Origin of the sequence: Streptomyces sp. V1I1, assembly GCF_030817355.1 — a bacterium.
GTDB lineage: Bacteria > Actinomycetota > Actinomycetes > Streptomycetales > Streptomycetaceae > Streptomyces.
Window position 1 is genome coordinate 7,180,399 of sequence record NZ_JAUSZH010000001.1, and the last position, 12,792, is coordinate 7,193,190.

At 71.6% G+C, this 12,792-nt stretch carries 10 protein-coding genes and 1 pseudogene; 4 read left to right on the forward strand and 7 right to left on the reverse strand.

What is annotated here, in order from left to right; all coding sequences use genetic code 11:
- Positions 1–15: 15 nt before the first annotated feature.
- Positions 16–507, reverse strand: a complete 492-nt coding sequence (locus tag QFZ67_RS33665) for an Lrp/AsnC family transcriptional regulator (RefSeq protein ID WP_307664807.1) — start codon at positions 505–507, stop codon at positions 16–18.
- Between the two features lie 59 nt (positions 508–566).
- Between QFZ67_RS33665 and QFZ67_RS33670 the strand changes: the two genes are divergently transcribed.
- The gene (locus tag QFZ67_RS33670; RefSeq protein ID WP_307664808.1) at positions 567–1,766 is read left to right on the forward strand and encodes a PLP-dependent aspartate aminotransferase family protein; all 1,200 of its coding nucleotides are present in this window, start codon (positions 567–569) and stop codon (positions 1,764–1,766) included.
- Here the strand turns inward: QFZ67_RS33670 and QFZ67_RS33675 are convergent.
- The 3 genes from QFZ67_RS33675 to QFZ67_RS33685 form a co-directional block, all read right to left on the reverse strand.
- The gene (locus QFZ67_RS33675) at positions 1,702–3,117 is read right to left on the reverse strand and encodes a GNAT family N-acetyltransferase (RefSeq protein WP_307664809.1); all 1,416 of its coding nucleotides are present in this window, start codon (positions 3,115–3,117) and stop codon (positions 1,702–1,704) included. The genes QFZ67_RS33670 and QFZ67_RS33675 overlap by 65 nt on opposite strands.
- Before the next feature lie 619 nt (positions 3,118–3,736).
- On the reverse strand, positions 3,737–5,314 hold the full coding sequence (locus QFZ67_RS33680; protein WP_307664810.1) for an alkaline phosphatase: 1,578 nt from the start codon (positions 5,312–5,314) through the stop codon (positions 3,737–3,739).
- Positions 5,315–5,447: 133 nt separating this feature from the next.
- Positions 5,448–6,938 carry a PLP-dependent aminotransferase family protein gene (locus QFZ67_RS33685; RefSeq protein ID WP_307664811.1) on the reverse strand — a complete coding sequence of 497 codons (1,491 nt, stop codon included), beginning with the start codon at positions 6,936–6,938 and terminating at the stop codon, positions 5,448–5,450.
- Between the two features lie 136 nt (positions 6,939–7,074).
- Here QFZ67_RS33685 and QFZ67_RS33690 point away from each other — a divergent pair.
- Positions 7,075–7,866: pseudogene (locus QFZ67_RS33690) on the forward strand (DMT family transporter); the annotation flags it as partial.
- Between the two features lie 84 nt (positions 7,867–7,950).
- Here the strand turns inward: QFZ67_RS33690 and QFZ67_RS33695 are convergent.
- Positions 7,951–8,781, reverse strand: a complete 831-nt coding sequence (locus QFZ67_RS33695; RefSeq protein WP_307664813.1) for an alpha/beta fold hydrolase — start codon at positions 8,779–8,781, stop codon at positions 7,951–7,953.
- 168 nt (positions 8,782–8,949) lie between these two features.
- Between QFZ67_RS33695 and QFZ67_RS33700 the strand changes: the two genes are divergently transcribed.
- Positions 8,950–9,834: an RNA polymerase sigma-70 factor gene (locus QFZ67_RS33700; protein ID WP_307664814.1), complete on the forward strand. Its 885-nt coding sequence runs from the start codon at positions 8,950–8,952 to the stop codon at positions 9,832–9,834.
- 252 nt (positions 9,835–10,086) lie between these two features.
- Entirely contained in the window at positions 10,087–10,851 is a 765-nt protein-coding gene (locus QFZ67_RS33705) for a GntR family transcriptional regulator (RefSeq protein ID WP_307664815.1), read from the forward strand.
- A gap of 42 nt (positions 10,852–10,893) precedes the next feature.
- Here QFZ67_RS33705 and QFZ67_RS33710 read toward each other — a convergent pair whose 3' ends face one another.
- Positions 10,894–12,051 (reverse strand): ROK family transcriptional regulator, encoded by a 1,158-nt coding sequence (locus QFZ67_RS33710; RefSeq protein WP_307664816.1) that lies wholly within the window; start codon positions 12,049–12,051, stop codon positions 10,894–10,896.
- Between the two features lie 87 nt (positions 12,052–12,138).
- On the reverse strand, positions 12,139–12,789 hold the full coding sequence (locus QFZ67_RS33715) for a response regulator transcription factor (RefSeq protein ID WP_307664817.1): 651 nt from the start codon (positions 12,787–12,789) through the stop codon (positions 12,139–12,141).
- Positions 12,790–12,792 lie beyond the last annotated feature (3 nt).

The following is a 12,792-nucleotide window of genomic DNA, read 5'->3' on the forward strand; positions in this document are numbered from 1 at the left end:
ATGCCCAGTGGCCTGTCAGGTATGCGTCAGATCCGCCGACGGTGGGAGCAGCGGGCCGCAGTCCCACTGCTGGAATATCAACCGCGTCTCGACGCGGGCGACTTCGGACCGCGACGTGAATTCGTCCACCACCAGGCGCTGCAGATCCGCCGTGTCCGCCACGGCCACATGCACCAGGTAGTCGTCGGGGCCCGTCAGATGGAACAGTGCCCGGGACTCGGGCAGCGCGCGGATCCGCTCCACGAACGGGCCGATCAGTTCGCGCCGGTGCGGACGCACCTGGACCGAGAGCAGCGCCTGCAGTCCCCGCCCCAGCCGGGCCGGGTCCAGGGCCAGGCGGTGCCCGAGAATCACACCCGAGCGACGCAGCCTCGCCACCCGGTCGAGACAGGTGGAGGGAGCCACTCCGACCTCCGCCGCCAGCTCGCGATAGGTGGTCCGGGCGTCGTTCTGCAGCAGGCGGAGTATGTGGAGATCCACCGGGTCGAGAGCGACAGTTTCAGCCATTCACCGAACGTAACACGGGCCATGGTCCATACCCTCCGGTAGGTGTTCAGAGTGCGGGCATGGAGAACGAAGCCTTCGCCGCCCCCGCACCCCGGGCGCTGGCCACCGAAGCAGTCCACGCCGGACGCGAGGACCTCGCGCAGCTCGGTCTGCACGCCCCGCCGCTGGACATGTCCACGACCTACCCGTCGCACGACGCCGCCGCTGAGGCCCAGCGGATCGACGAGTTCGCCGCCACCGGCGCGCGCCTGGAGGGGCCGCCCGTCTACGCGCGGCTGGACAACCCGACGACGGCTCGCTTCGAGACGGCGCTGGCCAGGCTCGAGGGGACGGAGAGCGCGGTGGCCTTCGCCAGCGGAATGGCGGCGCTCACCGCCGTACTGCTGGCACGCGCGAGCCAGGGCCTGCGCCATGTGGTCGCCGTGCGGCCGCTGTACGGATGCAGTGACCATCTCCTCAGCGCCGGGCTGCTGGGGACCGAGGTGACCTGGACGGACCCGGCCGGCATCGCGGCGGCGATCCGGCCCGACACCGGTCTGGTGATGGTGGAGACGCCCGCCAATCCGACGCTCGCGGAGGTCGATCTGCGTGCGGTGCGGCACGCCAGCGGCTCCGTGCCGCTGCTCGTCGACAACACCTTCGCCACCCCGGTGCTTCAGCGGCCGGTGGAGCACGGTGCGCGGATCGTGCTGCACAGCGCCACCAAATATCTGGGCGGGCACGGCGATGTGATGGGCGGCGTGGTGGCCTGCGACGAGGAGTTCGCGCGCATACTGCGCCAGGTGCGCTTCGCCACCGGCGGCATATTGCACCCGATGGCCGGATATCTGCTGCTGCGCGGGCTGTCCACGCTGCCGGTGCGGGTCCGGGCCGCGTCCACCACGGCCGCCGATCTGGCCCGCCGGCTGTCCGCCGACCCGCGCGTCGCCCGCGTCCACTATCCGCGGGTGGGCGGGGCGATGGTCTCTTTCGAGGTGTACGGCGACCCGCACCAAGTGATCGCGGGAGTACGGCTGATCACACCGGCGGTCAGCCTCGGCAGCGTCGACACGCTGATCCAGCACCCGGCCTCCATCAGCCACCGCATCGTGGCTGAGGGAGACCGGCGCTCGGCGGGCGTCAGCGACCGGCTGCTGCGGCTGTCGGTCGGGCTCGAGGACATCGAGGATCTTTGGCGCGATCTGGCCGAGGCGCTCAGCGCTCAGCCTGTTCGAACCAGGAACGGGGGCGCACGGCGGTCGAGTCCAGTCGGGCGGTGATCACCAGCGTGCCCTCCTCGATCTGGTAGTCGAGCGGCAGGCCGAGGCCGCGCATGGCCGCGACCATGGCGGTGTTGGAGGACTGGGTCACCGCGTACACGCTCTCGCAGCCGGCCTCGACGGCGAGTGCGACCAGTCGGCCGAGCAGCTCCGAGCCGATGCCGCGGCGCTGCCAGGCGTCCTCGACGAGCAGGGCGACCTCGGTCTCGTCGCCGTCCCAGAGGAGATGACCGAGGGCGACGATGCGGCCGGAGGCCGTCTGCACGGTCAGGGTGCGGCCGAAGCGCGGGCTGAGCAGGTGGTTGAGGTAGCGGCCGGCGTCGCCGACCGGGCCGTGGTAGCGCAGGCTCAAGGTGCGGTCGGAGCAGCGCTCGTGCATGGCCGTGGCCGCCTCGACGTCGCTCTGGTCGGCGCGTCGCACGGTGATCTCGTTGCCCTCGGGGAGGGTGAGGACGTCCTCGCTGCGCGGGATGCGCGGGCCGAGGCGGGCATCCAGCTCGACCAGGGCGCGGGCCCGGGCGAACTCCGTGGGTGTGAAGGGGAGATAGGGCCGCTCGATGGTGATCGCGCCGCCATTCGGGTCGCGCAGCCGCATCACCGTGTCCTCCAGCACGCCCTCCACCGGCGGGGTGTCGCCCAGAGGGCGGCCGGTGAGGGTGACGGCTGGCAGCGAGTGGATGGTGCAGCGGCCGAGCAACTGCCGTAGTGCCAGTGGCAGTTCGGCCGCGTCGAGCGCCGTACGGGTGGCGAGGCCGAGCACCCGGGTCGGGGTGTCGACGAGATCGTGGGCGTCGGCGCGCTCGATCCAGGTGCTGTTGCCGCCCGCCGTCGAGATCTCCCGGGTGAGCTGCTGGGCCTGGAGGGACGCGGGGGCGCGCAGCAGGAACTCGTCCACCGTGCCGTCGGCGAGCGGGTGCGTCTGGAGGGTGAGGATGTCGACGCCGTACCCGGCGAGGGCGATGCACAGCGCGGCCAGGCTCCCGGGCGTGTCCTTCACGGTGGTCCGCATCCGCCACAGCACGGTCTCGCGCACGTCGTCGTCCTGCCCGGCGGGCTCGGTCGCGGCCTGCGCGTGCGCCGCGGCGGTCGGTCCCGCGCCGCGGGCACTATGGGTGATGACGGCCGGAGGCGCATGGCTGTGGTGTCGTGCCCACCATGTGTGGAAGGTGGCTGTGGCAACGAGGATCACGGCCGAGGTGATGAGCAGGAACGGGCCGTCCGGCCCGTGCCCGATCATGTTCGCCACGGCGTCGGCGACCGCCACCGCCGTGAACAAGGCCGCCAGCTCGATGAGATCCCGCCGCCAGTGGTGTGGGCGGCGGGCTGTCTTCGCAGAAGTCACATCAGTCATGACCCCACTGTGACCGAACGGTGTTGCGTGATCACGAACGCTTTGTGACTGATGGGTAAAGCATGGATCTAGACCACTATCGGCTGTTTTTCGCCGTTCCTGGCGCGGAGTGTTCGGTTCCACGATTCAAGGCGGTCACCAGCCGGGACGCCTGGCCGACCAGCTGGGAAGTGCCCGCCGTGAGGCGACCTCAGTCAGTCCGGGTATCCCTTCCGCACCCCATGATCCCGCAGCGGCAGGCCCGCAGCGCTCGACGCAGTCCACGGCCACGGCCAGTATCTCCCCGAGTCCGCGGACGGGAGCCTGAGAGGCCGGCAGTCCGGGCGGCGCCCCCGCGAGCACGGACCACGTTGTCTCATACGCACCGGTCGAGGCGGCCGTACGGGCAGACTCGGCCAAGCCGGTTGGGCTTCACCGTCCCGCTCCCGACAAGCCCGGCCAGGGCCGCGGCGGCCTGTCGGTGTGAGTCCGCCGGATGTCTCCAGGCCGGGGAGCCGTCCGCCCCCTGCGGACTCGAGGGCGGACTGTCGGGCGTAGGCCAGTGCCTGCACTGATCGCGTCATGGAAATGACGTCGGATCCCACTACTGACAATCGGGCGGGAGCCGGGGGCGGATCAGTTACTGGCCCACTCGCCCGGGCTGAAGCACCTTGCTGAACAGGACAGTTCCGCCCTCCGCCCGCAGCCGCACCGTCAACTCACCGCTGCCGCCGTCGATGTCGACCTCCCCGAAATACTGCGGGGACTCCATCGGCGAGACGTTGGCGCGCTCCGGCGCCCGGACGAAGACGCGCTCCGGACCGAAGGTGGCGTCCAGCGCGTTGGCCGGGAAGCCGCCGGCGGCCAGCGGGCCCGAGACGAACTCCCAGAACGGCGCGAAGTCCTTGAAGGCCGCACGCTCCGGTGCGTAGTGCTGCGCCGAGGTGTAGTGCACATCAGCGGTGAGCCAGAGCGTCCCCGTGATCCGCCGGTGCTTGATGAACCGCAGCAGCTCGGCGATCTGCAGCTCACGACCGAGCGGCGCACCCGGATCGCCCTGCGCCACCGCCTCGAAGTTCGCCGCGCCGTCCGGGACGACAAGGCCGAGCGGCATGTCGGAGGCGATCACCTTCCACACCGCGCGCGAGCGCGACAGCTCGCGCTTCAGCCAGGCGAGCTGCTCCGCGCCGAGGATGCCCTGCGCGTCATCGGCCTGCCGACCGGGGGAGTTGGCGTTGCGGTACGAACGCATGTCGAGGACGAAGACATCGAGCAGGGGACCGTAGCGCACCACCCGGTGGACGCGGCCCTCGCGCCCGCCCGCGGGGAGCGTCGAGATCGGGAAGTACTCACTGAAGGCGCGCATCGAGCGCTCCGCCAGCAGATCCACGTTCTTCTCGGTGTAGCGCGGGTCGTCCAGGATCTGGCCGGGATACCAGTTGTTGCGCACCTCATGGTCGTCCCACTGCACGACCGTCGGCACCTGGGCGTTGAAGCGCCTGACGTTCTCGTCGAGCAGGTTGTAGCGGAAGTTGCCGCGGAAGTCCGCCAGCGTCTGCGCCACCTTGGACTTCTCCTCGGTGGTGATGTTGCGCCAGATACGGCCGTCCGGCAGCGTCACGCTCGGCTGGATCACACCGTCCGCATAGACCGTGTCGCCGCTGCACAGGAAGAAGTCCGGGTCGAGACGGCGCATTTCTTCGTACGCGCGGTAGCCGCCGATTTCCGGGTTGATCCCCCACCCCTGGCCCGCGATATCGCCCGACCACAGGAAACGCACGCCCTCGCGGCGCTTCGCGGGAGCCGTGCGGAACGTCCCGTACACCGGCTCACCGGTGCGCCGCGGGTCGTCGGGGTCAGCCAGCGTGACGCGGTAGTGCACCTGCTCGCCCGCGGGCAGACCGCGCAGCGATGTCGTCCCGGTGAAGTCCGTGCCGGACCCTATGAGCGGGCCGTGGTGGCGGTGCGCGCGTCGGAAGGAGTCCGTCGCGGACGTTTCCACGATCATCCGGGCAGGCCGGTCCGCGCGCACCCACACCAGGCCGGACGAGGCCGTTACATCGCCGGTCTGCACACCCAACGTGGCGCGCGGGCGGCCGGACAGCGCCAGTGCGGGCGCCGCGCCCAGTGCGGGCAGTGCCAGTGCCGCCGATGCGGCGACCGTGCCGCGCAGTACGGAACGGCGGTCGGGGGACGAATTCCGTAGGTTGTGCGACATCGCTGCGCCTCCAGGGCAGGTCGGGCGGGTGTGCCGTGCCATGCCTAGCGCCCGGCCGCGGCCGTCACACGAACCCCAAATGAACAACTTGTCCAGTGGCGTTCGACCGACGACCAGCGGCCCGTCGACTCCGTCAGCGTGCTGTCCCTGCCGCCTGTGCCATCAGCCGTACCCCGCGCGCGATCTCGGACGGCGTCAGATGCGCGTATCCGAGGACCAGCCGCACCCCGGCATCCCGGGTGAGCGCCGCCGCGTAGTCGGCCAGCGGGTGTACCGCAACACCGGCCCCGGCCGCGCTCTGAAGGAACCGCGGCTCGGGACCGTACCGCTCGGGCAGCCGGGCGATGATGTGCAGACCGGCGGCGATGCCACTGACCTCGGCGCCCGGGAAGTGCTCCGTCAGCGCGCCGACGAGGGCGTCCCGCCGTTCCCGGTAGGCGCGCTGGCAGCGGCGCAACTGCCGGTCGTAACCGCCGCGGTCGATGAAGTCGGCGAGGAGCGCCTGGTCGAGGGTGGGATTGCCGAGATCCAGCGTGCGTTTGCGCTCCACGACCTCGTCCATGAGGTGTGCCGGTACGAGCAGCCAGCCGAGCCGCAGCCCTGGTGCGAGGGACTTGCTGACCGAGCCGGTGTACGCGACGCGCTCGGGGTCGAGTCCCTGGAGAGCGCCGACGGGCGCCCGGTCGTAGCGGAAGTCGCCGTCGTAGTCGTCCTCGAGGATCAGACCGTCCACGGCCCGCGCCCAGTCGAGGAGTTCGGTGCGGCGCCGCGCCGAGTAGGCGATTCCGGTCGGGAACTGGTGGGCCGGGGTGGTCACCACGGCACGTACGCCGGACCGTTCCAGCGGTCCGGTCGCGAGCCCTTCGTCATCCAGCGGCAGTTGCGTCATGCCCAGCCCGGCCGCCGCGAACAGCGGCCCGTGCCCAGGGCTCCCCGGATCCTCGACGCCCAAGGTCCGCAGGCCGTGTTCGTGCAGTACGAACCCGAGCACCGTCATCGCCTGGGCGACGCCCGAACACACCACGACGCATTCCGGATCGGCCACCACACCCCGCCGCCGGGTCAGCAGCGAGGCCACCGATGTTCGCAGCTCCGGGAGGCCGCGCGGATCGGGATAGCCGAGCGCCCGGTGCGGCAGCCGCGCGAGGACGGACTTCTGCGCCGCCGCCCAGGCGGTGCGCGGGAAGAGCGAGAGATCGGGCGTCCCTGGGCGGAAGTCCACCCGCGCGCCGGGAGTGCGCGGCGCGAGGTCGCGCGCCCCGGGCACGGCCGCGCGCGCCGCGTCCCCGACCCAGGTGCCCGCGCCTCTGTCGCTGCGCAGATAGCCCTCCGCCGTCAGCTGCTCGTAGGCCTCGGTGACGAGTCCGCGTGAAACGCCCAGGTCAGCGGCAAGTTCGCGGCTCGAAGGCAGCCGCGTTCCGGCAGCCAGCCGCCCCGATCTGACCGCCTCGCGCAGCGCCGACTGCAACGCGCGCCCGCGCTGCCGGGCGGGGGCGGCGGCCGCGGGCAGCAGCACTTCCCAGGCGGCGTTCCAGGAGTCTCCCCGGGAAGGCCCGCCGGGCCCGCCGGGCCGGCCGCGCTCGCTGGGCCCGCCGGTCGCGGAAGTGGTCCCCGATGACGTCATGGAAGTGGACCTTAAACCGGACCGCCCCGATCCATAGCGTCGGCACCATGCCGCATTTCCCGGGGGACAGCCCCCGGACCCCCGGCCGCAAAAAGGCCGATGGGCTCATCGCCGCACAAGCGTGAGACGGAAACAGATGCACCTGAACTCCCTGCGGGGCGCGCTCCTCGTCACCTTCGCCTACACCCTCGTCGGCGCCTCCTTCACCGCCAACAGCGTCCTGGGCGACTATCCGTACGCGGGTGGCCAGGCGCTGCGTTACGCCCTCGCCTGTCTGCTCCTTCTGCCCCTGCTCGGCGGCCGGGCCGCACTGGCTCCGCTGCGTGCCCTCAGCGGGCGGCAGTGGGGGCGGCTCGCCCTGCTCGCCGCCGTCGGCATGGTCGGCTTCAATCTGGCGATCCTGGCCGCGGAACGTACCTCGGAGCCCGCCGTTCCGGGCGTGTTCGTCGGCTGCGCGCCCGTCATCGTCGCCGTGCTCGTACCGCTCCTGGACGGCCGTCGGCCCGCCCGGCCCGTGCTGTACGGGGCCCTGCTCGTCGCCGCCGGAGCCTTCACCGTGCAGGGCTGGGGGCGTACCGACCCGGCGGGCATCCTCTGGTCGGTGGGCGCGCTGGTCGGCGAGGTGGGCTTCGCCGTACTGGCCACACCCGTGCTGCGACCGCTCGGCCCCAAGCTGCTGACCGCCACCATCTGCGGCATCGCGGCCGCAGAGTCCACCGTCGTCGGCCTGGTCCTCGACGGCGCGGGCTTCGTGCGGACGCCCGGCCAGGGCGAGACCCTGGCGCTGTTGTGGCAGGCGGCTGTCGTCACCGTCGTCGGTTTCGTCACCTGGTACATGGGCGTGCAGCGCATCGGCGCCGAGCGCGCCACGCTCTTCACCGGGCTGATCCCGGTCGCCGCCGCCCTCACCGCGCCCCTGGTGGGCACAGGGACGTTCGGTCCGGCCCAGGCAGCGGGCGGTGTGCTGGTCGGAGCGGGCGCGGCCCTCGGCTCGGGGGTGTTCGAGAGGCGGTCAGCGGCTGCCGTCCAGGATGACGCGCGAGACAAGCGCGGGGTCGTCGTTCATGGGCACATGGCCGCAGCCGGGCAGCCGCACCAGCCGTGCCCCGGGGATGACGTGCTTGGCCCTGATGCCCTGGCGGCGCAGCAGCAGCCGGTCCCGTGTCCCCCAGCCGATGGTGACGGGCACATCGGGGACGTCGTCGCGGAACAGGACGGAGCGCCCGGCGGCAAGGGTCTCGTGGAAACCGGTGGCCCGGCGCAGCGCGAGGGTCTCGGCGACGGCCGCCTCGGGTGAGCGTCGTCCGGGCCGGGCGTAGATACTGCTGGTCAGCGCCGCCCGCCCGGCCGCCGTGCGGGACAGGCTCTCGATCAGTGGCAGCGGCATCGACTGCGCCCCGAACCGCATCGCGCGCAGCGTCCCGAAGGCGTAGAGCCGCTCGCGCTCCGTCCAGAAGCCGGCGGGCGAGAGCGCCGTCACCGACCGTACGAGCTTCTCCCGGCCCAACTCCAGGGCGAGCAGCCCGCCGAGGGAGTTCCCCGCCACATGGGGGCGTTCGATCTCCAGTGCCTCGCAGAGCGAGCCGAGGAGCGAGCCCACGGTCGTGAGGTCGTACGACACGCCGTCGGGCAGCGCCGGCGAGCTGCCGAAGCCGGGCAGGTCGACAGCGATGACATCACGCTCGGCGGCCAGGATTCCGAGCACCGGCTCCCATGCCTGCCAGTGGTGCCCGATGCCGTGGAGCAGCAGCAGCGGCTCACCCTCGCCGGCGCGCTCGTAGGTGAAGGACAGCGTGTGGCTGCCCATGGGGGACTCGATGGAGAACGAGATCTTCGCGGCCATGCTTGCTGCTCCCTGGTGTCGCCCACGGTGTCGCGCGCATCGGCGCCCACGTGAAGGCGTTTTAGACGGTTCGTCAGTAACAATTACCGCTCAGTAGCTTCCAGTTCAAGGGGGCATGCGGGTTGAGGCCGGCTGGACATGCGGTGCGCGGTCGGTTGGGATGAAGGGGTGGCAACAGACACCGTGACTGACGTCTTCGAAGAGCACCGGCCCGTGCTGACCGGGGTGGCCTACCGCATGCTCGGCCGGGTGGCCGACGCCGAGGACGTGGTGCAGGACGCCTGGCTGCGCTGGTCGGCCGGCGACCGCAGCGACGTCCGGGAGCCACGCGGCTTTCTCGTCCGGATCACCACCCGCCTCGCCATCGACCGGCTGCGGCACGTCCAGTCGCGGCGCGAAGCATACGTCGGCCCCTGGCTGCCCGAGCCGGTCGCCACGGACTTCGGGCCCACCCTCCCCGACACGGCCGAGCGCGCCGTGCTCGCCGAATCCGTCTCTCTCGCGGTCCTCGTAGTGCTGGAGTCGCTGTCGCCGCTGGAGCGCGCGGTGTTCGTGCTGCGCGAGGCCTTCGGGTTCCCGTACGGAGAAATCGCCACCACGCTCGACCGGTCCGAGGCGGCCGTGCGCCAGCTCGCGGGCCGGGCGCGCCGGCATGTGGAGGAGCGCAAGCCCCGCTATGACGTCGACCCGGGCGAATGCCGCGACCTCACCGAGCGCTTCCTGGCCGCCGCTTCCGGCGGCGACCTGGACGCGCTGCTGACCCTGCTGGCGCCCGATGTGCGCCTGGTCGGCGACAGCGGCGGCAAGGCCAAGGCCCCGCTGCGGGTCATCGAGAGCGCGGACAAGGTCGGCCGCTTCCTGTTCGCCGTGACCAACGAGCCGGTCCAGGAGCTGGACGTCCGCTTCGTGGAGCTCAACGGCGCGCCCGCGATTCTCGTGCTCTCTGCCGGAAAGCCGGACAGCGTCATGCAGTTGGAGGTTCTGGACGGCCGCATCCAATGCGTCTACATCATTCGCAACCCCGACAAGCTCGTCTCCCTGGCTGCTGCCTAGCCACTTCCGTCTCCGCACGTCGGACCCCGTGCCCCAAGGGAGCGCGGGGTCTTGTGCTGCCTGCGTTTCACGGGGGCACGAACGTCCTGTGAACGCTCTGCGAAGCCGGTTGGTTTCATTGCGTAACCGGCGGAGGATTGGTCTTGACCAAGGGGGAGTGCCGTCCTATGGTCGGCAGAGTTAGTGCAGGAACCTTTAATAAACAAGGGCGCGGAATAGCCGCCGCTGACACGGCGATTGCGGAGGATCAGGGTGGGGACCACGCAGCTGGAATCGGTGCCGGAACCTAAGTACTGGCACCTCAAGACCGTGCTCGGCGAAGCGCTCGACTCGGACTTCGCGGTAGGGGAGATCCTGCCCAACGAGCGAGATCTCGCCGCTCGCTTCGGAGTCGCCCGCGCCACGCTCCGACAGGCGCTCGAACAGCTTGAGCTGGAAGGCCGGTTGCAGCGGCGTCGCGGCGTCGGCACGACCGTCGCCCCGCCGCGCATGGGCGTGGACGTCTCCACCACCGAGCACACCTGGCCGGGCGCCGGAGAGGAAGCCTGGCAGTCCGTCGACTGCACAACGGTGGTGCCGCCACTGGCGGTGGCCCGGCTGCTCGACACCGACACGGGCGAAGAGACCCACACCGTGCGCAGGCTTCGCGTGACGCACGGCCAGTCGGTCGCCGCCGAGCTGCTGTACGTCCCGGCCTCGTCCGTGCCCGAGCTCTCCGCCATCGACGCGCCGTCCGGGCCCGCCCGCGCCCGCGCCGTACTGCGCGAGCTCCAGCGCCTCGACCTCGAGGGCCAGGACCGGGCGGTGGAACTGGGCTCTGCCCGTGTGGACGACGCCAAGGAGCTCGACCGGCTGCCGGGCGCGCCCGTGCTGGTCGTCACCACGCGGTACTTCTCCGAGGGCAGGACCGCGGCCGTCTCGGTGGCCACGTACCGGGCCGACACTTGCCGGCTCACCTTCGGTGACTCGGGTGACCTGGAGATCAGCCACCCCGACGAGGAGCGCCGCGCTTCCTGAATGCGGCTCTGTCCAGTACGGCCCGTCGCACCGAGCTCGCGCTCAGCGGCGGGCCGTCACCGTTGTCTCGACAGCGAAGAGCTGTTCCTCGACATGGTCGAGCGCGAGGCGCAGCGCACCGGTCGCCACGGCCGCCTCGCCGAGCAGCGACAGGGTCACCCGCGGCGGCCGCAGACAGTACCGCGACAGCTCGTCGCGCAGCGGATCGAGTACGCCGTCGAGCCCCGCGGCCCAGCCGCCGACCACCACCAGCTCCGGGTCGAGCGCCAGCACAAGTGCCGCCACATCGTGCACCAGGCGCTGGATGAACCGCTCGACCGCCTCCTGCGCCTGGGGATCGCCCTGCCTGGCGAGGGCGAAGACATTGGCCACCGCCTGCTCGTCCAGCGGGTGCAGCGGCTCGTCCGTCGTCGACAGCAGCTTCTCCGGGGTCACCTCGCGGCCCAGCAGATGCAGCGCTCCGATCTCGCCCGCCGCTCCGCCATAGCCGCGGTGCAGCCGCCCGCCGATAAGCGAGCCCGCACCCGGGCTGAGCCCGGCCAGTACGAACACGATGTCGTCGGACTCGGCAGCAGCGCCCTTCCAGTGCTCGGCGACCGCGGCCGCATTCGCGTCGTTCTCCACCAGCACCGGGCAGCGGAACGACCTGCGCAGCCTCTCGCCGAGCGCGAGCCCGGTCCAGCCGGGCAGCGCGGTCCCGAGCCGTACGGTTCCGTCGGCCTCAACGATCCCCGGGGAACCGACCCCGACGGCGCGCAGACTGCTGCGCGCGACCCCGGCCCGCCGCAGCACATCGGCGACGAGCACGCGCACCCGCTCCAGCCGTTCGTCCGCACCGGCCGTCTCCGACACATCCCGGGACCCCGCGCCGATGATGCGCCCGTCCAGGCCCGACAGCAGCGCGGCGATACGGTGCGAGCCGATCTCGACACCCAGCAGATGACCGGCCTCCGCCCGGAACCTGAACCGCCGGGCCGGGCGTCCCTGACGGCGCGCACCGCCCTCCTCGGGGACGGTCTCGACGACCAGGCCGGCCTCGATGAGCCCCTCGGTCACGCCCTCGACGGTCGGCCGGGAGAGCCCGGTGATCCGGGTCAGGTCTGTGAGCGTGGGGGAGTCAGCGCCCCGCAGTGCATGGAGTACCACCGCGGAGTTGATCCGCCGCAGCAGCGACGGGTCTCCGCCGGTCAGCCGCCCCACCGTGTGTCCTCCCAGCTCGAGCGCGTGTTTGCCGGATCGTACTCGCTGCCCGCGACGGCGGCGAGCGTCTGCGGGACGGAGCCGGAGTCAGGCAGGGGCCACGAATCCGGACTCGTACGCGGCGATGACCGCCTGGGTGCGGTCGCGGGCGCCCAACTTGGCGAGCACCGCGCTGACATGGGACTTCACCGTCTCCGCGCCGACGATGAGCTCGGCGGCGATCTCCGCGTTGGACAGCCCCCGGGCCATCAGCCGCAGCACCGACGCCTCGCGCTCGGTGAGCGCGGCCCGCTCCATCGCGGCGCGGGCAGTGCGATTCCCGTACTCGGCGGCCAGGGAGCGGACCGCGGCCGGGAACAGCAGCGACTCGCCCTCGGCGACCAGCCGCACCGCGTGCACGATCTCGGCCGGCCGGGCGCGCTTGAGCAGAAAGCCGTCCGCCCCCGCGCGCAGCGCCTCGTACACGTACTCATCGTTCTCGAACGTCGTCACGACCAGGATCTTCGGCGGCTGAGGGACCGTACGGAGCACGATCCGGGTTGCCTCGATGCCGTCGAGCAGCGGCATCCGCACGTCCATCGCGACCACGTCGGGCCGCAGTTGCCGGACGAGGGGGACCACGGCCGCGCCGTCGGCCGCCTCGCCCACCACCTCGATGTCGGGCTGCGCCTCCAGCACGGCGCGCAGACCCGCACGGACCAGGGGTTCGTCGTCAACGAGCAGAACGGTAACGGGCATCCG